Source organism: Enterobacter cloacae complex sp. 2024EL-00711, from assembly GCF_047529885.1.
Taxonomy (GTDB): Bacteria; Pseudomonadota; Gammaproteobacteria; order Enterobacterales; family Enterobacteriaceae; genus Enterobacter; species Enterobacter ludwigii.
Map to the genome: position 1 here is coordinate 442,179 of NZ_JBLIZC010000004.1, position 22,436 is coordinate 464,614.

Annotated in this window: 22 protein-coding genes, 1 tRNA gene and 1 pseudogene; 4 read left to right on the forward strand and 20 right to left on the reverse strand. The window is 51.8% G+C overall.

The features are described from left to right. Positions 1-31: 31 nt before the first annotated feature. Entirely contained in the window at positions 32-724 is a 693-nt protein-coding gene (locus ACMVME_RS14470; protein WP_068795176.1) for a DAPG hydrolase family protein, read from the reverse strand. A gap of 108 nt (positions 725-832) precedes the next feature. On the opposite strand from ACMVME_RS14470, the gene ACMVME_RS14475 reads away from it, so the two are divergent. Continuing rightward, entirely contained in the window at positions 833-1,474 is a 642-nt protein-coding gene (locus ACMVME_RS14475) for a TetR/AcrR family transcriptional regulator (protein ID WP_068795177.1), read from the forward strand. A 452-nt stretch (positions 1,475-1,926) separates the two neighbouring features. Here ACMVME_RS14475 and ACMVME_RS14480 read toward each other — a convergent pair whose 3' ends face one another. The 6 genes and pseudogenes from ACMVME_RS14480 to proB form a co-directional block, all read right to left on the reverse strand. Further along, complete coding sequence (locus ACMVME_RS14480) at positions 1,927-3,642, reverse strand: AIPR family protein (RefSeq protein ID WP_040016763.1); 1,716 nt, start codon at positions 3,640-3,642, stop codon at positions 1,927-1,929. 194 nt (positions 3,643-3,836) lie between these two features. Further along, positions 3,837-4,220 (reverse strand): hypothetical protein, encoded by a 384-nt coding sequence (locus ACMVME_RS14485; RefSeq protein WP_236918383.1) that lies wholly within the window; start codon positions 4,218-4,220, stop codon positions 3,837-3,839. 68 nt (positions 4,221-4,288) lie between these two features. After that, positions 4,289-4,381: pseudogene (locus ACMVME_RS14490) on the reverse strand (Arm DNA-binding domain-containing protein); the annotation flags it as partial. A gap of 192 nt (positions 4,382-4,573) precedes the next feature. After that, positions 4,574-4,649, reverse strand: a tRNA-Thr gene (locus tag ACMVME_RS14495). 111 nt (positions 4,650-4,760) lie between these two features. Next, positions 4,761-6,014, reverse strand: coding sequence for a glutamate-5-semialdehyde dehydrogenase (proA, locus tag ACMVME_RS14500; RefSeq protein ID WP_040016762.1), 1,254 nt, complete (start codon positions 6,012-6,014; stop codon positions 4,761-4,763). 11 nt (positions 6,015-6,025) lie between these two features. Further along, the gene (gene proB, locus ACMVME_RS14505; RefSeq protein WP_020882782.1) at positions 6,026-7,129 is read right to left on the reverse strand and encodes a glutamate 5-kinase; all 1,104 of its coding nucleotides are present in this window, start codon (positions 7,127-7,129) and stop codon (positions 6,026-6,028) included. 305 nt (positions 7,130-7,434) lie between these two features. Here proB and phoE point away from each other — a divergent pair, with 305 nt between their 5' ends. Beyond that, complete coding sequence (gene phoE / locus ACMVME_RS14510) at positions 7,435-8,487, forward strand: phosphoporin PhoE (protein WP_047744214.1); 1,053 nt, start codon at positions 7,435-7,437, stop codon at positions 8,485-8,487. A gap of 108 nt (positions 8,488-8,595) precedes the next feature. Here phoE and crl read toward each other — a convergent pair whose 3' ends face one another. The 3 genes from crl to gpt form a co-directional block, all read right to left on the reverse strand. After that, positions 8,596-8,997 carry a sigma factor-binding protein Crl gene (gene crl / locus ACMVME_RS14515; protein ID WP_020882784.1) on the reverse strand — a complete coding sequence of 134 codons (402 nt, stop codon included), beginning with the start codon at positions 8,995-8,997 and terminating at the stop codon, positions 8,596-8,598. Positions 8,998-9,054: 57 nt separating this feature from the next. After that, positions 9,055-10,299: an esterase FrsA gene (gene frsA / locus ACMVME_RS14520; RefSeq protein WP_068795178.1), complete on the reverse strand. Its 1,245-nt coding sequence runs from the start codon at positions 10,297-10,299 to the stop codon at positions 9,055-9,057. Positions 10,300-10,404: 105 nt separating this feature from the next. Further along, entirely contained in the window at positions 10,405-10,863 is a 459-nt protein-coding gene (gene gpt / locus ACMVME_RS14525) for a xanthine phosphoribosyltransferase (protein WP_010427903.1), read from the reverse strand. Between the two features lie 260 nt (positions 10,864-11,123). Between gpt and pepD the strand changes: the two genes are divergently transcribed. Further along, positions 11,124-12,581: a cytosol nonspecific dipeptidase gene (pepD, locus tag ACMVME_RS14530; protein ID WP_068795179.1), complete on the forward strand. Its 1,458-nt coding sequence runs from the start codon at positions 11,124-11,126 to the stop codon at positions 12,579-12,581. A 54-nt stretch (positions 12,582-12,635) separates the two neighbouring features. Here pepD and dinB read toward each other — a convergent pair whose 3' ends face one another. From dinB to ACMVME_RS14570, 8 genes are all read right to left on the reverse strand, one after another. Continuing rightward, on the reverse strand, positions 12,636-13,694 hold the full coding sequence (dinB, locus tag ACMVME_RS14535; protein ID WP_014168765.1) for a DNA polymerase IV: 1,059 nt from the start codon (positions 13,692-13,694) through the stop codon (positions 12,636-12,638). Positions 13,695-13,795: 101 nt separating this feature from the next. After that, complete coding sequence (gene nqrM / locus ACMVME_RS14540) at positions 13,796-13,999, reverse strand: (Na+)-NQR maturation NqrM (RefSeq protein WP_020882787.1); 204 nt, start codon at positions 13,997-13,999, stop codon at positions 13,796-13,798. Next, positions 13,999-15,222: an NADH:ubiquinone reductase (Na(+)-transporting) subunit F gene (gene nqrF / locus ACMVME_RS14545; RefSeq protein ID WP_025205098.1), complete on the reverse strand. Its 1,224-nt coding sequence runs from the start codon at positions 15,220-15,222 to the stop codon at positions 13,999-14,001. The genes nqrM and nqrF overlap by 1 nt, the downstream gene beginning before the upstream one ends. Before the next feature lie 10 nt (positions 15,223-15,232). After that, positions 15,233-15,829, reverse strand: coding sequence for an NADH:ubiquinone reductase (Na(+)-transporting) subunit E (nqrE, locus tag ACMVME_RS14550; protein ID WP_014168762.1), 597 nt, complete (start codon positions 15,827-15,829; stop codon positions 15,233-15,235). Between the two features lie 6 nt (positions 15,830-15,835). Further along, a complete protein-coding gene (locus tag ACMVME_RS14555; RefSeq protein WP_025205100.1) occupies positions 15,836-16,474 on the reverse strand; it encodes an NADH:ubiquinone reductase (Na(+)-transporting) subunit D in 639 nt (212 codons plus the stop codon). Continuing rightward, the gene (locus ACMVME_RS14560; RefSeq protein ID WP_020882789.1) at positions 16,467-17,261 is read right to left on the reverse strand and encodes a Na(+)-translocating NADH-quinone reductase subunit C; all 795 of its coding nucleotides are present in this window, start codon (positions 17,259-17,261) and stop codon (positions 16,467-16,469) included. Before ACMVME_RS14560 ends, ACMVME_RS14555 begins: the two co-directional genes overlap by 8 nt. Beyond that, positions 17,254-18,489: an NADH:ubiquinone reductase (Na(+)-transporting) subunit B gene (locus ACMVME_RS14565; RefSeq protein ID WP_020882790.1), complete on the reverse strand. Its 1,236-nt coding sequence runs from the start codon at positions 18,487-18,489 to the stop codon at positions 17,254-17,256. Before ACMVME_RS14565 ends, ACMVME_RS14560 begins: the two co-directional genes overlap by 8 nt. A gap of 3 nt (positions 18,490-18,492) precedes the next feature. Continuing rightward, positions 18,493-19,836, reverse strand: coding sequence for a Na(+)-translocating NADH-quinone reductase subunit A (locus ACMVME_RS14570; RefSeq protein WP_068795180.1), 1,344 nt, complete (start codon positions 19,834-19,836; stop codon positions 18,493-18,495). A 298-nt stretch (positions 19,837-20,134) separates the two neighbouring features. Between ACMVME_RS14570 and dpaA the strand changes: the two genes are divergently transcribed. Continuing rightward, complete coding sequence (gene dpaA, locus ACMVME_RS14575) at positions 20,135-20,875, forward strand: peptidoglycan meso-diaminopimelic acid protein amidase (protein WP_014168757.1); 741 nt, start codon at positions 20,135-20,137, stop codon at positions 20,873-20,875. Here the strand turns inward: dpaA and ACMVME_RS14580 are convergent. Together ACMVME_RS14580 and lpcA are read right to left on the reverse strand one after the other, a co-directional pair. Further along, complete coding sequence (locus ACMVME_RS14580) at positions 20,846-21,613, reverse strand: class II glutamine amidotransferase (RefSeq protein ID WP_014168756.1); 768 nt, start codon at positions 21,611-21,613, stop codon at positions 20,846-20,848. The genes dpaA and ACMVME_RS14580 overlap by 30 nt on opposite strands. A 46-nt stretch (positions 21,614-21,659) precedes the next feature. Further along, complete coding sequence (lpcA, locus tag ACMVME_RS14585; RefSeq protein WP_014168755.1) at positions 21,660-22,238, reverse strand: D-sedoheptulose 7-phosphate isomerase; 579 nt, start codon at positions 22,236-22,238, stop codon at positions 21,660-21,662. Between the last annotated feature and the right edge of the window lie 198 nt (positions 22,239-22,436).

A 22,436-nucleotide genomic window follows, 5' to 3' on the forward strand; every position in this document is an offset into this window, starting at 1 on the left:
ACAGGTTTATTTGAGCAGTTAAACCTACGTGTTACCAGGGAAGCGCAATTTTCTCATCATTCGCTTTCTCGCCGTAATACAGAGAAGGCAGGAAACGAGACAAGAACGTGAACTCTGTATAACAGTGTCGCATGAGCGCTAATCCAACGTCATCGGCAGGTTCAGCGTGGTCGTCATTACTCATACCCAGAATAAACCGGCTACGCAGCACACACCCAAAAGGCGTATCCCGGACAACATGTAGCATTTGTCCGTCCAGCGGGTCGCCCTGGCTATCCAGTTCAGTTTTTTCACCGAAGCCTATCCTTGCGGCAATGATTGCCGAGACACTTCCATCCCCCATTGCCTTGTCGACAGCCATTTCGCCAAATACCGATGCAGGGTGATGGAATTTAAGACGCGCGGGAATGGGAGGGATTTCAGCTAATGATTCAACGGCATGGATGCTTGCGCCGTAAAAACTTTCCCCACGCTTCCAGTTGGCGTCCCATCCACGATGCTCAACATGATCAACGGGATGCCACCATTTTATATGCTGCGTCGTTTCAAAGAAGGTAAACCACCAGTTAATCATACGTCCTTTGCAGCCATGTAAATCGGTGCGTACGGCGACCAGCAGACTCCCGTCATCCAGACGTTTAATACCTGTCTCCAGCGACATGGGAGAAGGATCAAGCAATGCCGAATAATCCAGCCAGGGCCTGGCAATATCGTGTTGTCGCATTTTTTTCTCCATTAGCATTGGGAAGTTCGCACCATTTTGGAAACGAAGTGCGTTTCCTAAACATTACCGATAGAATGGTCGTATGACAAGCGAAAAGGAATCTCCAGGATGACCTCACCAACCAAACCACGCGGACGTCCCTCAGTCCCTGAGGAAGAGGTGAAGACACAAATCATTGGTAGCGCGATGGCCTTGCTCTTTGACAAAGGCTATGACGCCACAACAATTGAGGCGGTTGCATCGCATGCAGGCGTTGCCAAAAAGACCGTCTATCGCTTTGCGAAAAACAGGGAGGAATTGCTTGGCCTTTCGGTTCGAAACTGGACGGATAACTATGCCCCACTCCTGCAGAGCGATCCGACAGATAAGAATGACGTTTTACCGGCGTTAAGAAAATTACTGGCTGCGATTTGTGGTCAGGCGCTATCAGTAACCGCCGTGAAAATGTTTCGTCTTCTCAATACTGAATTTCCTGGTAAAGATGATCTTCTCAAGAAATATAATGAAAATGGCATAGCGCGCGGCCAACAATTACTCACTGAGTGGATTACACGACAGCAAAAACAGGGCTGGTTGCCGATGTTACCTGCAGATACCAGTGCCAAAGTCATACTCGCCATGTGTGTCGCCGAACCTCTTCGGCAGGCAGCGATTGGTTTAACTGATCCCGTTGAGAAAGCAGATATTGAGGCACATTTGGATTCTTGTATGCCTTTTATTTTACTTATATTCAGGCATGGTGATGAATAACATAGTACGTGGCGATTCGTGTGGAGTGTCACGCTTAGTATCTGTTCGAGCTATACAACTACGGGTCGCTACGTACTTACATCTCTGATAGCAACTGTTAACCATAGCGGTAACTGTTGGTTATAGAATATGAAAAAGATCGTAACCTGGGACTGACAAACTATTTAATTTGTTGTTTTTAATTGATTTTTGTCGCGATAATATGAATAAAACAACACCTATTATTTAATTAATTCATGAGTAATTTTATTCATTTCAATTTCTAAGATACCCCCAAAAATCCCCCCGCACTGCCGACTATGAACATGGACAAACAATCATCACTTTTATTTATTCTTTAAGTACTGAGCAAATGATAACCAAGGTGTAAAATTTACCGCACGAAATGAAGATAAGTTATAAATTAAAAAAGAGGGTTCAAAATAGAACCCTCTAATATTTAAAAGCACAAACTAAAGCTCATTATCGGACAACATTTCGTACACTGATTCCCTGAATCGTACCTGAATCATTTTTCGTGCATCAGTGAGGCTAACATCGCTGAGCGGATAATAAGAATATAAAGCTTCTTCAAGCATATTGATGCATTTTTCATAGCTCCAATCTTCTCTGACTTTATGCATATAAATTATATAGAAAATCTTCTGTTCTATTTTCTGTATGCTATCGGTTGAAGATGAATAAGCCTTTTTGATTTCGTAATAACTTTCCACTAACTGTGGTGCATTTGAAATATTAAAATTATCCTCGCTGAAAATACTATCGTAGTATTTTCCAAAAATATGTTGCTTTTGGTTTGAAGATTTTTCAGGAAAACCTTGATAAGCGAAAAGTATCTGACCGAATTGCTCCATACTAATTTTGTATCGGTATTCTTTTTCATCATGAATCCCGGTATCGCCATTTTTTCTAGAATAAATAATACCATGCTCATCCAGTAGTTGTTCTAGTTGTATTTGCAATGTGCTTAATGATTTCAAGTCTACATTAGAAATAGAGTTTTGACTGTTTGTGTATTCCGCTATTTTATTTGCAGTTTCATTATTGGACGCATTGAATATCCGAACAAGAAGTTCGCCTTTTGAAATATATTCTGTAATATTTGATTTATCCACCGCGTTAAAATCATGAAGTGTTCTAAGCGTTTGCCCACCATTTAAGACTTGGATTCCTGATAAACTAATTCTAACCTTCCTGTGACCATTTACTGGGTGAGCTTTAATATCATTAGATACTATCGTTAACCCATTGTTATACATGAATAATTTATTTGGTTCTTCACGCAAGGTTTTGGCTATACCTGCATTATAGCGCGAGCGTTGAACAAACCCCCTGACGTTATCGAAAAGAACCCCAAAATCTATTTTTTCGTTTGCCAGTAATTCAAAGTTCTCACAATTGTGATCTCCGCGCAAATCAGCATTGCGACAAGTAATTCTTATTACATCGGCAGCATTTAGTCTGATAACATACGATTTTGATGTCGAAATTGAACTCTCTGAATAAGACATGAGAGAATCATTGTCGATAATCAATTCCGCATTAATTGGAGCGGGACGTATTGACATAATACTTGTTATATGTGGAAGGCATATAGATATTACTTCCATGTCATATACATTTTTCAATTGTTGGATAGCACTTTCATCATGTTCTATAGGCAAAGCTTCATTGCTCACCATATATAAAGAAAGTTTCCATACTTCATTCCCATTGAGTAATTCATTGATTTTTGTCACATACAACGCCAACTTGCCTTCTAATCCATCGACACTTTCATTCATAATACAATTCACAAGTTTTGTTGATACAAAAGCCTCATTGAAACTTTGCTTCTGGTCAACTTTGAATCGTTCTCTGAACTTAAAATTAAATAACTTGATTTCCTTATCTTCACTATCTATAAATATTGCATCAATACCATGATCATCATTTCGGTTACCATATAAATACGAGTTGTATTCAGTATCTGTAATGTAATCACTAATTCGATCTATATCTTTTTCATTACATAATGATTCAAGCATGAAGAGATAAAAACCAAACCTTTGTTGTAACTTAAGTTCATTCACTTCTTGAACAAATTGATTAGTTTTACTGAATAAATCAAAGTATTTTTGGCATTTAATATTAAGCAACTTAAAATCATTGATACTTACATGCGACATCGTATAGTCCTTTTAAACAGATGATTTTTATCCATTATGCCTTACAGGACTGATTTCTGCTTGTGATCTCCCGCTCTTTAAATCAAATATTGTAGGTTATATTGGTACAGTTTTAAGCAACAGTAACTTAGAGCGCGTGTAGCCAAAAATCCCCGCTGGCGGTGCTGTTTGAGGGGCTGGGTTAGGCTGGGGGTTTACAGTTTTTCGCCGTCCAGCAGGCAGAGCGCCATTAAACCTGTTTTGTTCCAGTCATCCGGCGTATCGGGGTGCATTGTGGTAACGTAGGCCAGCTCAGAACGAAGAAACCGTAAAGCGCCTGCTGCACGGTCTTTGCCATAGAAGCTGTGGGTTTCTTCATCCGGCCGGAAGAGAATCAGCAATTGTTCATCGGGCTCGTGCTGAACATCAAAACCCAGCTCAGCGGCTGCTGCCTCTATACGCTGGCCAGCATCAATATCAGCCGGCAACTCTTTCCCGCCGTCATGCTTCCATACCCATGCGGCGGCCTGCGCCCATGTCATTTCAGTCTGGTGTTCGCGCACCAGCAGAATTTTGTTTAGCCTGCGATGCTTCGACATCCACTTTATCGCCTGAAATTACAATTTCACCGCGGGCTATCCAGCCGTAAACCTTCTGCCGACTAACCCAGCTTCTCTATACCGGCTACATGATATTTTAAGCGCCAGTATTTGCCGCCATAAGGTTTGATCAAGAAATACAGACCATCACCATCGGACAACTTGTAAGCCTTCTCTTAGTGGCATTAAGTTTCACCTGGAGATACCTACTTAAGACCGAAATACAAATACCCTTGCACCTACTGACCATTGATTTCAGGAGATTTTTGTAGACGTGGAGGTACTAAAAGGTTTCAGAGCGCAGGATATAAGGGATTTTGGTGAAATTTAGTCGACTTTGGGAGACGTTAGGATGGTGCCGATAATAGGAGTCGAACCTACGACCTTCGCATTACGAATGCGCTGCTCTACCAACTGAGCTATATCGGCCCTGAAAGGCCGGTTACGAGCGTAACCACGGGGCAAAAGGTTAGATCTAACCGGGTGATGCGTCAATGCCCTTTTGAATCAAACGGCTATTTTTGCATCACCCGTGATTATTTACGCACGAATCGTATCATCACCGAAGCCGATCCACTTGTAGGTGGTCAGTGCTTCCAGGCCCATCGGGCCTCTTGCATGCAGTTTTTGCGTGCTGACAGCAACTTCTGCGCCCAGGCCGAACTGGCCACCGTCGGTGAAGCGGGTTGAGGCATTCACGTACACGGCGGAGGAGTCCACCTCATTCACAAAGCGATCGGCATTGCGCAGGGTGCGCGTCAGAATCGCATCCGAGTGCTGGGTACCATGTTCACGGATGTGAGCAATGGCATCGTCAAGGCTCGCAACCACCTTCACGTTCAAATCCAGCGACAGAAATTCGTCGTCGTACTGTTCCGCTTTGACCGGTACCACCGTCGCCGGGCCGTCTTTCAGCAGTGCCAGCGCGTTGGCATCCGCGTGCAGCGTCACGCCGCTTTCGGCCATCTGTTTGCTCAGAGCAGGCAGGAAGGTATTGGCGATGCCCTGATGCACCAGCAGCGTTTCAACCGTATTACAGGTGCTTGGACGCTGGGTTTTGGCATTGACGATAATCTTGAGCGCCGGTTCAATCTCGGCACTGTCATCAACCACGATATGGCACACGCCGATACCGCCCGTGATCACAGGAATGGTCGACTGCTCACGGCACAGCTTGTGCAGGCCCGCGCCACCGCGTGGGATCAGCATGTCGATGTATTTATCCATGCGCAGCATCTCGTTCACCAGCGCACGGTCCGGGCTCTCGATTGCCTGTACGGCACCTGCCGGCAGGCCGCACTCTTCCAGCGCCAGCTGGATAACGTTTACGGTCGCGGCGTTGGTACGCCAGGTCTCTTTCCCGCCACGCAGAATGGCAGCGTTGCCGGTCTTCAGGCACAGGGAAGCGACATCAACCGTAACGTTGGGACGGGCTTCATAGATCACGCCAATAACGCCCAGCGGCACGCGACGACGCTCAAGGCGCAGCCCGCTGTCGAGCAGCCCACCGTCAATGACCTGACCTACCGGATCGGCAAGATTGCAGACCTGGCGGACATCGTCAGCGATGCCTTTCAGACGTGCCGGGGTCAGCGCCAGGCGGTCAAGCATTGCTTCGCTCAGGCCATTGCGACGCGCTTCCAGCAGATCCTGCTCGTTGGCGAGCAGAATCTCCTGCGACTGCGATTCCAGATAATCAGCGATTTTTTCCAGCACGCGGTTTTTCTCGCGGCTGGAAAGGAGCGCCAGTTTGTAAGAGGCGGCCTTCGCGGCTACGCCCATTTGTTCCAGCATTTTCTGGCTCCTTAACGAATAATCATGTCATCACGATGCACGGCAACCGGGCCATATTCATAACCCAGAATGGCGTCGATCTGCTGTGAATGGTGACCCGCAATACGGCGCAGGGCATCGCTGTTGTAGCGGCTTACGCCGTGGGCGATGTCACGACCTTCGAGATTACGGATACGGATCACTTCACCACGTGAGAAGTTGCCTGTCACGCTTTTAATTCCTTTAGGAAGTAATGAACTCCCTCTTTCCAGAATTGCGGCGGTCGCCCCTTCATCAACGGTGAGTTCGCCTGCCGGCGGTGCGCCAAAGATCCAGCGTTTGCGGTTCTCCAGCGGGGAGGCCTGCGCGTGGAAGCGGGTTCCCACGGAGATGCCTTCCATCACGTCGCCAATCACGCCAGGACGGCTGCCCGCGGCAATGATGGTGTCGATACCGGCACGGCATGCCACGTCAGCAGCCTGCAGTTTGGTCCCCATCCCGCCGGTCCCGAGGCCTGAAACGCTGTCACCTGCGATGGCGCGTAGCGCATCGTCGATACCGTGTACATCGGTAATCAGTTCAGCATCTGGGTTTGAACGCGGGTCGGCGGTGAAGAGCCCCTGCTGGTCGGTCAGGAGCAGTAATTTATCAGCGCCTGCCAGAATTGCGGCCAGCGCCGAGAGGTTATCGTTATCACCCACTTTGATTTCAGCGGTGGCAACGGCATCGTTTTCGTTAATGACGGGAACGATGTTGTTATCCAGCAGCGCGCGCAGCGTATCGCGCGCGTTCAGGAAACGCTCCCGGTCTTCCATATCCGCACGCGTCAGCAGCATCTGCCCGACGTGGATGCCATAGATAGAAAACAGCTGTTCCCAGAGTTGAATGAGTCGGCTTTGTCCCACGGCGGCCAGCAGCTGTTTCGAGGCGATCGTCGCGGGGAGTTCGGGGTAACCCAGGTGTTCACGCCCGGCGGCAATCGCCCCGGAGGTCACAATCACAATACGATGCCCTGCGGCATGCAACTGAGCGCACTGACGTACAAGCTCAACAATGTGGGCGCGATTAAGGCGGCGCGATCCGCCTGTTAAAACACTGGTACCGAGTTTTACCACCAGCGTCTGGCTGTCACTCATGATTCTCTGCCGTTCAACGATAAGGGAAAATGATGTCAAACGAACGTTTTAACAGGTGTCAGCCCCGTTGCCAACTGCCTTAGCACATCGCGAAACACTTTGTTGCGCGGGATCAGGAAGCGTAGCGGCAAAATTTGACAGTTTTATTACCGAAATAATAAATCACAGTTTTTTAAAATTATTCTTAATTTGTCATAAAAGTTTCATTGCGTAACGTTAAAACCCTTTCTGTTTTTTCACGGGACTTAAGCATGAGCTTATCGTCCAGCGAATTTTTTTAGCGCGTTTATAAGACAGGATCGAAAATGAAAAAGAGCACACTGGCATTAGTGGTAATGGGCGTTGTGGCTTCCACATCTGTACACGCAGCCGAAGTTTATAATAAAAACGGTAATAAACTGGACGTATACGGCAAAGTTAAAGCAATGCACTACATCAGCGATGATGACACTAAAGATGGTGACCAGACTTACGTCCGTTTCGGTTTTAAAGGCGAAACACAGATTAACGATCAGCTGACGGGCTATGGCCGTTGGGAAGCTGAATTTGCCGGTAACAAAGCAGAAAGCGACTCTACACAGAAAACGCGTCTGGCGTTTGCTGGTCTGAAACTGAAAGACATTGGCTCTCTGGATTACGGTCGTAACCTGGGCGCACTGTACGACGTTGAAGCCTGGACCGATATGTTCCCTGAGTTCGGCGGTGACTCTTCAGCCCAGACTGATAACTTCATGACCAAACGTGCGAGCGGTCTTGCCACCTACCGTAACACCGACTTCTTCGGTGCGGTTGATGGCCTGGATATGACCCTGCAGTATCAGGGCAAAAACGAAAACCGCGACGTCAAAAAACAGAACGGTGACGGTTTCGGTACCTCTCTGACCTATGACTTCGGTGGCAGCGACTTCGCCGTCAGCGGTGCCTACACCAACTCTGACCGTACTAACGCACAAAACCTGCTGACGCGCGGCGAAGGTAAAAAAGCGGAAGCATGGGCAACCGGTCTGAAATATGACGCTAACGATATTTATCTGGCAGCGATGTACTCTGAAACCCGTAATATGACCCCAATTTCGGGTGGTTTTGCGAATAAGGCTCAGAACTTTGAAGTTGTTGCACAATACCAGTTCGATTTCGGTCTGCGTCCGTCCCTGGGTTATGTCCAGTCTAAAGGCAAGGATATCGAAGGTGTGGGTGACGAAGATCTGGTGAAATACATCGACGTGGGCGCGACCTATTATTTCAACAAAAATATGTCCGCGTTTGTTGATTATAAAATCAACCAGATTGATGACGACAATAAACTGGGCGTGAGCAGCGATGACATCGTTGCTCTGGGTATGACCTACCAGTTCTGATATTGTTGAAATAAAAAATCCCGGCGTAGATGCCGGGATTTTTTTTGCCTGGAGGGGGTCGGGTTTACTGCCCTCACCCCATCCCTCGCGAAGAGATAAATATCGCGATTACGCCGTCAGCTTAACCGCTTCGCTGGAAAAGTTATCCGCGGGTTCAAGCTTCAGATCCAGGGTGGCCAGCAGTGCTCTTGCCTTTTCGAGGTACTCTTTCAAAGTATGCTCCAGGCGGTCGATCACTTCCTGGTCTTTGATGGGGGCTGTTTGCCAGTAGCCGTCTTTATTAAACAGGCCGAACTGGTAGCTATACGTAAAACGTTTTTCTTCCGCTTCCATTTCCATCCACCAGCCCCAGAATTCACGTTTTTCGGGTGCAGGCTTCACGTTGACGCATACAGCCAGGCAGTCGAAAAAAAAGCGATTTTCTTCACACTGCTCTTCTCGAATATACGGGCCGAGAGCCATAAACTTCTTGATCAGTCTACTTTTCGGGTGTCCACTCGGTAACGTCATTGCGATCTCCTTTTGTGAAGCCACTGTTTTACCAAACCAGCAAAATTTAGCAATCTATTAACACAATCTCTGCGCGATCCAGCGTGTGATCTCTCTCAATGCTTTGTCAAAATTCTGGTACACCGGGCTGAACGGTACCTCAAGCAATTTGCCATCCGCAGATGACGAAGTGATTAAGCGTGACTCCTCTTCGGGACTGAAGGGATCGTTTTTCCAGTACCCTGACATCATCGGCGTAGGGCAACGCCGTCCCAGCAACCCCTGCGTTTTTAGCGAGTAACGATTGAGTTCAACGCGCAGCGCTTCGTCTGATGCATCATGCATGCCAAGGCGACTGGCCAGCACATCAAGGTACATTTCCGGCACGCGGCCCTGCCGGGTAGGATCGCTGAGCAAAGCGTGCACCACCGGACCGAGACAGGCGACGGCCTTCAGGCGTGAAGCTTCAAGGTAAGCCAGACGCACGGCGACGTTGGCGCCAAAGCGGAAGCCAAATGCAGCAACACGCGTGTGGTCAACCCATGGAATGTTTTCCAGCGCTTTTAATGCATGCTGGTGCAGAAGACTCGAGTCCTGAGTCAGTTTCCATTTGGATGAAAAGCCAATTGAGGGCATATCCAGCGTCAGCATCGCGATTCCTTTTGGTGCGAAGTAACGCTCATACAGGCTGTAATAGTCGATTTGCAGTGAATCCAGCCCACCGCACATCAGAACAGTCGGGAACGGGCCTTCGCCTTCTGGCATATGCAGGAACCCGGTGATGGGCGCGCCACCCGGGATGGTAAACTCCAGCTCGCGCATCCGGCCCGGTAAGCGTTGAGCGGCCTCTTCGTAGGCGCGATTCGCCAGCGCCTGAGCCTGCTCGGCCAGCTCATCACCTTTCAAATGCGGGTATGCGGCAATAGCATAGAGGTTGGCTGCATGCAGCCAGTGTTTGCCGCTGAGCGTGGCATCCTCTTCCTGGCTGGCTTTTTGCTGCCAGAGCATCGCCTGTTTAGACCATTCGTAGATCCAGTTTCCCCCGCGATAACCCACGACCGTATCGTAGAGTTCACTGTCGGTGCGCTCGGCTTCGCTCATCACGATACGCGCCTGCACATCAAGGATTTCACGGGGATCAATACCGCGCCAGATCCACATCAGACGGTTAATCATGCGGTACCAGTGGGGCACGTTTTTACCGTCTAATGCAGACTGGACGGCAGGCATGGTCCCCGGATTAAACCGGCGCACCAGCGTCGACGTTTCAGGATGTTTGAAACGGGGTTTGAAGAGAGTCTCGGTGAGATTCGCCTGCGTCATTACGTTGCCTCCATGAATACGTCATATAGAGACCATTGTAACGCGCGTCAGACTAAAAAAAACAACGCCCGGTATCACCGGGCGTTAAATAAGTGCGTAAGAGAATTAACGACCAGAGATTGGCGGTACGAATACCACGCCCATATCCCATGGCTGTTCAATCCAGGTATCCTGAGGGATATCAATCACGTAATCGTCAACCAGCGGACGGCCTGCTGGCTTCGCGAAGATGGTGACGAAGTGGGCTTTTGGATACATTTCGCGGATAGCCACCGCGGTACCGCCGGTATCAACCAGGTCGTCGATAACGATGAAGCCTTCACCGTCGCCTTCCGCACGTTTCAGCACGGTCAGCTCACGCTGGTTGTCATGGTCATAGCTGGAGATGCATACGGTATCGACATGACGAATACCCAGCTCACGTGCCAGCAACGCCCCCGGTACCAGACCGCCACGGCTGACGGCAATAATGCCTTTCCACTGTTCGGAAGGCATCAGACGCGCAGCCAGTTTGCGTGCGTGAATCTGCAACATGTCCCAGGTGACGACGTATTTTTCGCTCATGTGAAGTGTCCCAGCCTGTTTGTATACGGCTTAAAAAGTGTTCGAGGGGGAAATAGGTTGCGCGAGATTATAGAGATCTGACGCACTAAAAACCAGTGTTTAGCGCCCGGAGCCTGAGTTTTTACATGCTTTATGCTACCAGCCACCGGAGAAAGTGGTATTCTCAGTTGCATCTCGCAAGCCTGTCTTGTGGTAACTATTAACCTGCTAACCCTGTGACCTGCAACTCGCTTTGCAGGGCCTCGACAAGGAGACTTATCGTGTCTGAACTGTCTCAATTATCTCCACAGCCACTGTGGGATATTTTTGCCAAAATCTGTTCCATTCCCCACCCTTCCTACCATGAAGAACAGCTTGCCGAACATATTATGGGCTGGGCGAAGGAAAAAGGTCTGCATGCTGAACGCGACCAGGTTGGCAATATTCTGATCCGCAAACCGGCGACCGCAGGCATGGAAAACCGTAAACCGGTTGTGCTGCAGGCGCACCTGGACATGGTTCCACAGAAAAACAACGACACCGTTCACGACTTCACCAAAGACCCTATCCAGCCTTACATCGATGGCGACTGGGTGAAAGCGCGCGGCACGACCCTTGGTGCAGATAACGGCATTGGTATGGCGTCTGCTCTGGCGGTCCTGGCGGACGACAGCGTTGAGCACGGTCCGCTGGAAGTGCTGCTGACCATGACGGAAGAAGCAGGCATGGACGGCGCGTTCGGTCTGCAGGCGAACTGGCTGCAGGCGGACATTCTGATCAACACCGACTCTGAAGAAGAGGGTGAGATCTACATGGGCTGCGCCGGCGGGATTGATTTCATCACGACCCTGTCACTGTCCCGCGAAGCAATCCCTGCTGGTTTCCAGACCTTCAAGCTGACGCTGAAAGGGCTGAAAGGCGGCCACTCCGGTGGTGATATTCACCTGGGTCTGGGCAACGCCAACAAACTGCTGGCACGCTTCCTGGCTGGCCACGCGGCTGAGCTGGATCTGCGTCTGGTGGATTTCAACGGCGGCACACTGCGCAATGCCATTCCGCGTGAAGCCTTCACGACCGTGGCAGTACCCGCAGCAAAAGCCGACGAGCTGAAAAAGCTTTCCAGCGTATACCTGGATATCCTGAAAAACGAACTGTCAGCGAAAGAGAAGAACCTGACCGTGGTGCTGGAGTCCGTGACTACCGACAAAGCGGCGCTGACCTCCCCGTCTCGTGACGCCTTCGTTCAGCTGCTGAACGCGACGCCAAACGGCGTGATTCGTAACTCAGACGTCGCGAAAGGCGTGGTTGAAACCTCCCTGAACGTGGGCGTGGTCACCATGAGTGATGACAGCGCGGAGATCATCTGCCTGATCCGCTCGCTTATCGACAGCGGTAAAGAGTATGTGGTGAGCATGCTGGAGTCTCTGGGTAAACTGTCGGGTGCGCACACCTCCGCAAAAGGTAGCTACCCAGGCTGGCAGCCGGATGCCAGTTCGCCGGTGATGGCGCTGGTGCGTGAAACTTACCAACGTCTGTTCAACAGTACCCCGAACATTCAGGTGATCCACGCCGGTCTGGAGTGTGGTCTGTTCAAGAAACCGTATCCGAACATGGACATGGTGTCTATCGGGCCAACCATTACCGGCCCGCACTCGCCGGATGAGCAGGTTCATATTGAAAGCGTGGGTCATTACTGGACTCTGCTGACTGAACTGCTGAAAGCGATCCCTGCTAAGTAATTCGCCGTATGATGCCCGGTAGCACGTTGCCTGCCGGGCTGACAAATCCGCCTGCTATAACCCCAATACCAGCTGCCGCTCCAGTTGCGGGTCCAGCAGCGTCACGTGTAACCCCACCAGCCTCACTCCCCGCCCTGCCCGCCGTTCTTCCCAGGCTTTTCTCGCGGTGGCGATAAGATCGTCTTTATTCAGTCGCGGCCAGACATGCTCCTGCGTCGTCTGCTGGAAATCGTTAAACTTGAGCTTAACGCCCTGACGGGCAATCAGCAGGTCGGGTTTTACTTTCGCTAACCGCCGCTCCAGTTCGGGATAAAGTTGGTCAGTGATAATGACTTCACACTCGGACCAGTCATGGATGTCTTCCATCAGCGTGCGTTCAACCCCGACCGATTTACGCAGCCGCTCACTGCTCACGCTGCGCTCATCAATTCCCTGACTGCGCTCCCACAGCACGCGACCAAACTTACCGAAACGCTTAAGCAGCATGGCCAGATCGCTTCGCTGTACATCTTCACAGGTCCGTAATCCCATACTTTCCAGCTTTGCAGCAGACACTTTCCCCACGCCGGGGATTTTGCCGAGCGGCAGCGTTTTTAAAAACGCCGGAACCTCTTCCGGAGTGATGACGTACTGACCATCGGGTTTATTCAAATCAGACGCTATTTTGGCGAGAAATTTCACCGGTGCGACGCCCGCGGAAGCGGTCAGATTGAGCTCGTTGAAGATAGTCCGGCGGATCTCCTGCGCCATTAACGTTGCGGAGCCGTGGCAGTGCAGGCTGTCAGTGACATCCAGGTAGGCTTCGTCCAGCGACAGAGGTTCAATCAGCGAGGTATAGCGAGAGAAGATCTCGCGGATATGCAGGGAGGCTTCTTTGTAGGCTTCAAATCGGCCGGGCAATAACGTGAGATGAGGGCACAGCTTTAGCGCCATGGCAGTTGGCATAGCGCTGCGCACGCCAAATTTGCGCGCAGGGTAGTTGGCGGTGCTGATCACACCGCGCTGGACACGGCTACCGCCAATCGCAATAGGTATATCCCGCAGCGCCGGATTGTCACGCATCTCCACTGCGGCAAAAAAGCAGTCCATATCAACATGGATAATTTTGCGCATAGTAAGCCCTCACTCATTACTGGATAAGTATACAGTAAAGAAATGAGGATTGAGAAGTGTGTTTCCCCTCTCCTCCTGGAAGAGGGGAAACATCGGACTCACTACAGGATCCGCCGGGCCTCGCGCGCCATGCGTTTTTTACGGGCGTCGCAGGGTTCGGGGCAGTCGCACACTTTTTCCATCCCGAGCGCGGAGATACCACCACAGCTGCCCTGAATGCTTTTACGCTTTATGATCCAGCCCAGAGACATGCCGAGTACAACAAGCAAAAAAACCGCGAAAGTTGCCAGAAACGTCAGCATCATCACCCCCCGAAGTCATCCAGCAGGATGTTCTCATCTTCCACACCCAGATCTTTTAGCATCTTAATGACTGCAGCGTTCATCACTGGCGGCCCACACATGTAAAATTCGCAATCCTCTGGCGCAGGATGCTGCTTGAGGTAGTTTTCATAAAGCACGTTGTGGATGAACCCCGTGTGACCGGTCCAGTTATCTTCCGGTTGCGGATCGGAGAGGGCCACATGGAAGGTGAAGTTTGGGTTTTCACGCGCCAGTTGCTCAAACTCATCATCATAGAACATCTCTCGCAGCGAGCGTGCCCCGTACCAGAAGCTGATTTTGCGCTTGCTCCCGAGGCGCTTGAGCTGGTCAAAAATGTGCGAACGCATCGGTGCCATGCCCGCGCCACCACCGATAAAGACCATTTCAGCCTCGGTCTCTTTAGCAAAGAACTCGCCAAACGGACCGGAGATGGTCACCTTATCTCCCGGTTTCAGGGACCAGATATACGACGACATCACGCCCGGGGGTGCATCAGGCACATTCGGCGGCGGCGTGGCGATACGCACGTTGAGCATAATGATGCCCTTCTCGTCCGGGTAGTTGGCCATTGAGTAGGCGCGAAGCGTCGGTTCTTTAACGTCAGACACAAAACGGAAAAGATTGAATTTGTCCCAGTCGGCACGGTACTCATCCGGAACGTCGAAGTCCGTATACGCCACGGTGTGCTCCGGGCACTCAATCTGGATGTATCCCCCGGCCCGGAACGGAACATCTTCCCCTTCCGGCACGCGCAGCTTCAGCTCTTTAATGAAAGTCGCTTTGTTATCGTTAGAGATAACTTCACACTCCCATTTTTTGACCCCGAAGATCTCTTCCGGCAGCTCAATTTTCATGTCCTGGCGCACCGCGACCTGGCAGGCCAGACGGCAACCCTCTTTTGCCTCACGCTTCGTGATATGCGCCAGCTCAGTGGGCAGAATATCCCCTCCCCCCTCTTTCACCGTGACGCGGCACTGACCGCAGGAGCCACCGCCACCGCAGGCTGAGGAGACAAAGATTCCGTTACCGGAGAGCGTATTGAGCAGTTTATCCCCCGCCGGCGTGCGGATCTGGTTTTGCGGCTCACCGTTGATATCAATCACCACGTCGCCGGAATTCACCAGCTTCGCGCGTGCCGCCAGAATCAGCCCTGACAACACCAGTACAATCAGCGTGAACATCACCACGCCAAGAATAATTTCCATCTGTTAGCCCTTATAGCTGCACACCGGAGAAGGACATAAAGCCCAGCGCCATCAGCCCGGTGGTGATAAAGGTGATCCCTAAGCCACGTAAACCCGCAGGCACATTGGCATATTTCATTTTTTCGCGGATCCCCGCCATGGTGACGATAGCCAGCATCCAGCCGATGCCGGAGCCGAAACCATACACAACGGATTCACTGAAGTTGTAATCACGCTGAACCATAAACGATACGCCACCAAAGATGGCGCAGTTCACCGCGATCAACGGCAGAAAAATCCCCAGCGCGTTGTATAGCGACGGGAAATACCTGTCGAGGATCATCTCCAGGATTTGTACCAGCGCCGCAATCACACCGATAAAGGTGATGAAGTTCAGGAAGCTGAGATCGACACCGTCTACCAGCGCACCGTCGCGCAGCACAAAGTTGTACACCAGGTTGTTAATCGGTACAGATAAGCCGAGCACCACCGTGACCGCAACACCCAGACCAAACGCCGTCGATACCTTTTTGGAAACGGCAAGAAACGTACACATGCCCAGGAAAAACGCGAGTGCCATGTTTTCAACAAACACCGCGCGCACAAATAAACTCAGGTAATGAGCCATCGTCGGTTACTCCTTTTCCTGCTGTTCGGGCTTCAGGGTACGAATCAGCCAGATCAGCAAACCGATAATGAAAAATGCGCTTGGGGCCAGCAGGAAGAGTCCGTTTGGCAGATACCAGCCGCCGTTTTGTACCGTGTCCAGCACCGTGACGCCAAACAGCTTACCGCTGCCAATCAGCTCGCGCAGGAACCCAACGGTCAGCAGGATAACGCCGTAACCGAGACCGTTACCGATCCCGTCCATAAAGCTCGCCAGCGGAGGCATTTTCATCGCATAAGCTTCGGCACGCCCCATCACGATGCAGTTGGTGATAATCAGGCCGACAAACACCGAGAGCTGTTTTGACGTTTCATACGCGAAAGCACGCAGTAGCTGATCGACCACGATCACCAGCGACGCGATGATCGCCATCTGCACAATGATCCTCACGCTATTCGGGATGTGGTGGCGGATCATGGAGATAAACATGCTGGAAAATGCCGTCACCAGCGTGACCGCGACGGTCATGACCAGCGCGGTTTCCAGTTTTGTCGTGACCGCCAGCGCCGAACAGACGCCCAGTACCTGTAAGGTAATAGGGTTATTCGCCAGCAGCGGACCGATGAGCACCTTTTTGACTTCTTTCAGTTCACCCGTATCAGCCATTGTTCAGCGCTCCTTCACGTACGTTTTTCAGGAAAGGACCAAAGCCCAGCTCGCCCATCCAGAAATCAAAACTGTGCTGCACCCCTTTTGACGTGAGCGTTGCCCCGGAAAGCCCGTCTACGGCATATTCGTCACCCGGACGCGCAGCCCCTTTCATCACCTTCAGGGCAGGCAGGCCGTTATCGTCGAGCACTTTCTTGCCGACAAACTGCGCGCGCCAGTTAGGGTTTTCAACCTCACCGCCGAGCCCCGGCGTTTCGCCCTGGTCATAATAGGTAATCCCTTTCACCGTGCGACCATCCGTATCGAGTGCCACAAAGGCGTACATCATCGACCATAGCCCGTTGCCGTATATCGGCAGCACGACCTCCTGCACCCGCTTCTGCTCATCGCGCACAAGGTAAATTTCGGCGAGGTTACTGCGACGCTTGATGCCAGCGGGATCTTGCGATGCCTCCAGCGTCAGGCTCATCTCAGGGTCTTTCAGTGCCAGTGCCTGGTTAAATTTCGTCGGGTCTTTATCCAGCAACTGGCCGGTTTTTAAATCCACCAGACGCGCCGAAATTCGCTCCGCGAAGAGTTCAGCCACGTCGTCTGTACTCATCCCTTCCTGCATTAACCCGGCCACAGCCAGGATGTTGCGTTGTTTATCCAGCGCGCGCTGCTCCTGTTGCCGTGGTTTTAATCCCACGGCAGAGCCAGCCACGACAATGGAACAGACCAGGCAAAGGACCAGCACCACCAGCAGCGTTTTGCCAATGCTGTCGTTATTCTTGCTTTCAGCCACGCGCTTTCCTCCGCTTAATGTTGGCGCGCACGACCAGATAGTCGAAGAGCGGCGCAAACAGATTGGCAAACAGAATGGCCAACATCATCCCTTCCGGATAAGCCGGGTTGACCACACGAATCAGGACACACATCGCACCAATGAGCACGCCGTAGCTCCATTTACCTTTGTCGGTAAAGGACGCAGAGACAGGATCGGTGGCCATGAACATCATGCCGAAAGCGAACCCACCCAGCACCAGATGCCAGTACCAGGGCATGGAGAACATCGGGTTGGTGGCGGAACCGATGAAATTAAACATCGTGGCTGTTAACACCATGCCAATCATTACCCCTGCGACAATCCGCCACGACGCGACGCGTCCGAAGAGAATGATGGCGCCACCGAGTAAAATCATCAGCGTGGAGACCTCCCCAACAGAGCCGGGAATGTTGCCAATAAAGGCATCCAGCCAGGTCACGGGTTGACCCGTGGCGTTGTTAACCAGCGTTTCGCCCCCGTGCGCGGCCCACTGCGAAAGCGGCGTCGCACCCGAGAACCCATCCGCGGCCGTCCACACCAGGTCGCCCGAGATTTGCGCCGGATACGCAAAGAACAGGAAAGCTCGCCCGGCCAGTGCCGGGTTGAGGAAGTTGCGCCCGGTGCCACCGAAGATCTCCTTGGCAATCACCACGCCAAAACTGATCCCCAGTGCCGCCTGCCAGAGCGGCAGCGTCGGTGGAACAATCAGGGCAAACAGAATCGACGTCACGAAGAAGCCTTCGTTGATCTCATGTTTGCGAATGATGGCGAATAGCACTTCCCAGAAGCCACCCACGATAAACACCGTGATGTAGATTGGCAGGAAGAATACGGCTCCCAGCGTCATCATGCTTATCCAGCCGGCATCGGCTGCAAAGCTGACGCCCAACGTCTGGGCCAGGCGGTAGTGCCAGTCCGACTGGATAACCTGAGCCAGCTGTGGGGCATCATATAAATGATGCAGCGCCGGAATGGTCTGCAGACCAACGTTGTACATACCCCAGAACATGGCCGGGAAGACCGCAAACCAGACCAGAATCATCATTCGTTTGAGGTCGATAGCATCGCGGACGTGTGCCGCCCCTTTTGTGACCAGCCCCGGCGTGTAGAAAATGGTCGCCGTTGCTTCATACAGCGGGTAGTACTTCCTGAGCTTCCCGTGCGTAAAGTGCGGCTCTATTTTTTCAAAGAGGTGTTTTAAGCCCATCAGTTATCCTTCCTGCTCAATGCGGGTTAACACCTCGCGCAATACCGGTCCATATTCGTATTTTCCCGGACAGACATAGGTACAGAGCGCCAGATCTTCCTCGTCAAGCTCGAGGCACCCCAGCGCCTGGGCACTGTCGGTGTCGCCGGCCAGCAGATCGCGCAGCAGCAGAGTTGGCAGAATATCCAGCGGCATAACGCGCTCGTAGTTGCCAATCGGAACCATGGCGCGCTCTCCGCCGTGGGTGCTGGTCGAGAAATTAAAGAGTTTGCGACGCAGGAAGTGCCCAAGGGTGGTGCGGGTCACGGAATACTTCTCAGCGCCCGGCAGAACCCAGCCGAACAGCTCTTTCTCGCGACCTTCCAGAACCACACCGACCTGCAGGTGGAAGCGCCCAAGATACGCCTGCGCGCCAGCCGCATGACGGCCACTGAGCACCGAGCCAGAAATCAGGCGGTTTTCACCCTCTTTCGTTTCACCGGCAAGCAGTTCATTAATGTCCGCACCCAGCAGCGTTTTCACCAGGCGTGGATTTGCTGCCTGTGGCCCGCCGAGGGCGATCACCCGTTCAGAGCACAGTTCACCGGTGGTAAAGAGCTTACCAATGGCAATCACGTCCTGATAATTCAGATGCCAGACCTGTTTCGTCAGGCTCACTGGCTCCAGGAAGTGGATATGCGTTCCGACTAACCCCGCCGGGTGCGGACCTGCAAACGTATTAAACGTAACTTGCCCCTGCGGATGGCCCCCGAGTTTGCCGCCGCCCGCCTGACAGACGTGGACCTTCCCCGAGGTCAGACGGGTTAACACGGTTAGCCCGGCATCAAACGCGTTACGCTGCGCCAGAATAATGGGCTCCGGGTCCGCGCTGAGCGGGTTGGTATCAATGGCAGTGACGAAAATAGCGGCCGGAAGCGTATCCGGAACAGGCGATTTGCTGAAAGGTCGCGTGCGAAACGCCGTCCACAAGCCGGACGCCAGCAGTTGTGCCTGAACGGCTTCCCGGCTCAGGGCGGCGAGGTCTGCTGCGTCGAAACGGGAAAACTCACGTTGTTCGTCGCCTTCAATACGGATAACCACCGACTGCAGGACGCGACGTTCACCGCGATTGATTGCCACCACGGTACCGCTCGCGGGGGCCGTAAACATAACGCCAGGATTTTTTTTGTCCTCGAAGAGCGCCTGTCCTTTAATGACGCGATCGCCTTCCTGCACCAGCATTGAGGGACGCATTCCCAGGTAGTCGTCGCCCAAAATGGCGACATGGCGGACACTTGCGCCAGGCGAAACGTGCGGCTCGGGCACGCCTGCAATCGGCAGATCAAGTCCTTTTCTGATTTTAAACATGTGGTTAGCAAGCTTCCATGAACTTCAATCCAGAGGGGGCGAAGTGTACCATTTTCGCTGTTTTTCGGGCACCAAAACCTCGGTTGCAGGCGCTAAAGTGCGAGGTATTACGCAAAGTTCCTGGAGCCAACGCGATTTTGATGGTTTATAAAGTAAAACTAATTTGTAAACTCACCGTCCGGCTCTTGCGAAAATCTATGGCGGTGCTAATGTGAGCGCACCTAACAGAATAATCTGATTTCGGGTCTCTTTTGCCGTCCTGGCAATTTGGTCTTAGTTTTATCAAGGAACTAGTAGTATGCGTAAAATCGCATTGTTCATTGCGATGCTCCTGATTCCGTGCGTATCGTTTGCCGGGCTGCTCAGCAGCAATAGCTCAACCACGCCGGTCAGCAAAGAATATAAACAGCAGTTAATGGGATCACCGGTTTATATTCAAATCTTCAAGGAAGAACGCACACTCGATCTGTTTGTAAAAATGGGCGAGACATATCAGCTGCTTGATAGTTACAAGATTTGTAACTACTCCGGTGGTCTGGGGCCAAAACAGCGTCAGGGCGATTTCAAAAGTCCGGAAGGGTTTTACAACGTTCAGCGTAGCCAGCTAAAACCTGACAGCCGCTTCTATAAAGCCATTAACATTGGCTTCCCGAACGCCTATGACCGTGCCCACGGTTATGAAGGCAAATACCTGATGATCCACGGTGCATGCGTGTCTATCGGCTGTTATGCGATGACCGATACCGGCATTGATGAGATTTTCCAGTTTGTCACTGGCGCACTGGTCTTTGGTCAGCCGAACGTTCAGGTCAGCATCTACCCGTTCCGCATGACCGATGCCAACATGGCGCGTCACAAGTACTCCTACTACGCGGATTTCTGGAAACAGCTGAAACCGGGTTACGACTACTTTGAGCAGACGCACAAGCCGCCGGTTGTCTCGGTTGTCGATGGCCGCTATGTGGTCAGCAAGCCGCTGAGCCACGAAGTCGTCCAGCCACAGCTGGCATCAAACTACTCGGTCCCCGAGACAAAATAAGACCCACTCGCCTGGCATAATCTTTTGCCAGGTTTCGTTGCCCGTCAGTGGCTGGGTCGCGATCACTGTGACCACATCATTCGGTGTGGTCTCTCGTTGAAAATCAATTTCCACATCCTGATCGAGCAGCTTGGCGACGCCAAACGGCGCGCGGCGCGTGATCCAGAACAGATTGGTCGAACAGAACGCCATCACATAACGCCCGTCAGACAGCAGCATGTTGAACACGCCCTTCTCACGCAGTTCTGATGCCAGCGACGCAATGTATTTGAAGACGGCGGTCATGTTGCCGGGCGTGCGCGGATAACGCTGCGTCAGCTTGTGCAGCAGCCAGCAAAACGCTTTTTCGCTGTCGGTCTCACCGACCGGACGGAAATTGCCCGTCTCCAGCGACTTGTAGCCGGAGAGCTGGCCATTGTGCGCGTAGGTCCAGTGACGGCCCCACAGCTCGCGGGTGAACGGGTGGGTATTTTCCAGCGCCACTTCCCCACGGTTTGCCTGACGGATGTGGGCAATCACCGAGCGGGACTTAATGGGATAGTCCTGCACCAGTCTGGCAATCGGGGAATTAAAGCTGGGCTGGGGATCTTTGAATGTGCGACATCCTTTGCCTTCGTAGAAGGTAATGCCCCAGCCGTCTTTATGCGGCCCGGTGCCCCCGCCGCGCTGAACGAGCCCGGTGAAGCTAAAGCAGATATCGGTTGGCACATTGGCGCTCATCCCGAGCAATTCGCACATACATCACCTCCACAACAGCGGGGGCAATCATGCCCCCAGCGAAGTCTTACTTAACCATCTCTTTTTCGATCAGCTGGATCAGGATGTGGATCACTTTGATGTGAATTTCCTGAATACGGTCAGCATAACCGAAGTGTGGAACACGGATTTCGATATCCGCCGTACCGTCCATCTTACCGCCATCTTTACCGGTCAGGGTGATGACTTTCATCCCTTTTTCACGCGCTGCGGCAATCGCTTTGATCACGTTAGCCGAGTTTCCGGACGTCGAAATACCCAGCAGCACGTCACCTTCACGGCCCACGGCTTCGACGTAGCGAGAGAAGATATAGTCATAACCAAAATCGTTACTGACGCAGGAAATGTGGCTCACATCGGAAATCGCAATCGCCGGGTAGCCCGGACGGTTTTCACGATAACGCCCGGTCAGCTCTTCTGCAAAGTGCATCGCATCACAGTGGGAACCACCGTTACCACAGGAGAGCACTTTACCGCCGGCCTTGAAACTGTCGGCCAGCAGGACCGCTGCGCGCTGAATAGCGTGAATATTGGCATCATCTTTCAGAAAGTTAGCCAGCGTTTCCGCCGCTTCGTTCAGTTCGTTACGAATAAGATCCTGGTACATGAGGATAATCCTTCAGTATTGATGAAATAACACAGTGGAGTGTACCGGATAGCGGGAAAAGCGAGAAGCTAAAGCCATGCGAATCGTCTGGCGTTTTGCGTTTTCGTGCCGGCTTAAACCTGAACAATGTGAACCAGGTTGTAATTATTTTGTAAACACATTGCTAAAGGAAATAACATCAACTACAACCATATCATC

Bases quoted from the DNA above. Each gene is read 5' to 3' on its own strand.
- ACMVME_RS14555 (WP_025205100.1), bottom strand. From the start codon at position 16,474: ATGGCTGATACGGGTGAACTGAAAGAAGTCAAAAAGGTGCTCATCGGT.
- dpaA (WP_014168757.1), top strand. From the start codon at position 20,135: ATGCGTAAAATCGCATTGTTCATTGCGATGCTCCTGATTCCGTGCGTA.
- ACMVME_RS14570 (WP_068795180.1), bottom strand. From the start codon at position 19,836: ATGTTTAAAATCAGAAAAGGACTTGATCTGCCGATTGCAGGCGTGCCC.
- ACMVME_RS14475 (WP_068795177.1), top strand. From the start codon at position 833: ATGACCTCACCAACCAAACCACGCGGACGTCCCTCAGTCCCTGAGGAA.
- frsA (WP_068795178.1), bottom strand. From the start codon at position 10,299: ATGACGCAGGCGAATCTCACCGAGACTCTCTTCAAACCCCGTTTCAAA.
- dinB (WP_014168765.1), bottom strand. From the start codon at position 13,694: ATGCGCAAAATTATCCATGTTGATATGGACTGCTTTTTTGCCGCAGTG.
- nqrM (WP_020882787.1), bottom strand. From the start codon at position 13,999: ATGATGCTGACGTTTCTGGCAACTTTCGCGGTTTTTTTGCTTGTTGTA.
- ACMVME_RS14480 (WP_040016763.1), bottom strand. From the start codon at position 3,642: ATGTCGCATGTAAGTATCAATGATTTTAAGTTGCTTAATATTAAATGC.
- nqrE (WP_014168762.1), bottom strand. From the start codon at position 15,829: ATGGCTCATTACCTGAGTTTATTTGTGCGCGCGGTGTTTGTTGAAAAC.
- proA (WP_040016762.1), bottom strand. From the start codon at position 6,014: ATGCTGGAACAAATGGGCGTAGCCGCGAAGGCCGCCTCTTACAAACTG.
- phoE (WP_047744214.1), top strand. From the start codon at position 7,435: ATGAAAAAGAGCACACTGGCATTAGTGGTAATGGGCGTTGTGGCTTCC.
- ACMVME_RS14565 (WP_020882790.1), bottom strand. From the start codon at position 18,489: ATGGGCTTAAAACACCTCTTTGAAAAAATAGAGCCGCACTTTACGCAC.
- proB (WP_020882782.1), bottom strand. From the start codon at position 7,129: ATGAGTGACAGCCAGACGCTGGTGGTAAAACTCGGTACCAGTGTTTTA.
- ACMVME_RS14580 (WP_014168756.1), bottom strand. From the start codon at position 21,613: ATGTGCGAATTGCTCGGGATGAGCGCCAATGTGCCAACCGATATCTGC.
- nqrF (WP_025205098.1), bottom strand. From the start codon at position 15,222: ATGGAAATTATTCTTGGCGTGGTGATGTTCACGCTGATTGTACTGGTG.
- crl (WP_020882784.1), bottom strand. From the start codon at position 8,997: ATGACGTTACCGAGTGGACACCCGAAAAGTAGACTGATCAAGAAGTTT.
- ACMVME_RS14485 (WP_236918383.1), bottom strand. From the start codon at position 4,220: ATGTCGAAGCATCGCAGGCTAAACAAAATTCTGCTGGTGCGCGAACAC.
- gpt (WP_010427903.1), bottom strand. From the start codon at position 10,863: ATGAGCGAAAAATACGTCGTCACCTGGGACATGTTGCAGATTCACGCA.
- ACMVME_RS14470 (WP_068795176.1), bottom strand. From the start codon at position 724: ATGCGACAACACGATATTGCCAGGCCCTGGCTGGATTATTCGGCATTG.
- lpcA (WP_014168755.1), bottom strand. From the start codon at position 22,238: ATGTACCAGGATCTTATTCGTAACGAACTGAACGAAGCGGCGGAAACG.